This is a genomic window from Elizabethkingia argenteiflava (assembly GCF_009904105.1).
Classification (GTDB): Bacteria; Bacteroidota; Bacteroidia; order Flavobacteriales; family Weeksellaceae; genus Elizabethkingia; species Elizabethkingia argenteiflava.
Window position 1 is genome coordinate 1 of the sequence record NZ_JAAABJ010000267.1, and the last position, 225, is coordinate 225.

1 protein-coding gene is annotated in these 225 nt (G+C 36.0%); it reads left to right on the forward strand.

Going from position 1 to position 225, the window contains the following annotated elements:
* Positions 1 to 225 (forward strand): transposase (locus GNY06_RS02825; protein WP_166518713.1); only part of this gene is annotated, 225 nt, incomplete at both ends.

A 225-nucleotide genomic window follows, 5' to 3' on the forward strand; every position in this document is an offset into this window, starting at 1 on the left:
CGGAGTAGACGGTAATAAGAAGATAAAAGGTATAAAGCGTCATGTGGTAGTAGACAAGAATGGCTTTCTAATAGCAGTAATGGTATGTGTTGCCAATATTCATGACAGTAAGGCTGGACTACTTTTAATTAGAATGCTAAATGAAGGACTTATGAAGTTTAAATGTATCCTTGCTGATGCTGGGTATAGAGGAGAATTTATAGAGAAAGCCGATAAGCTTTATTC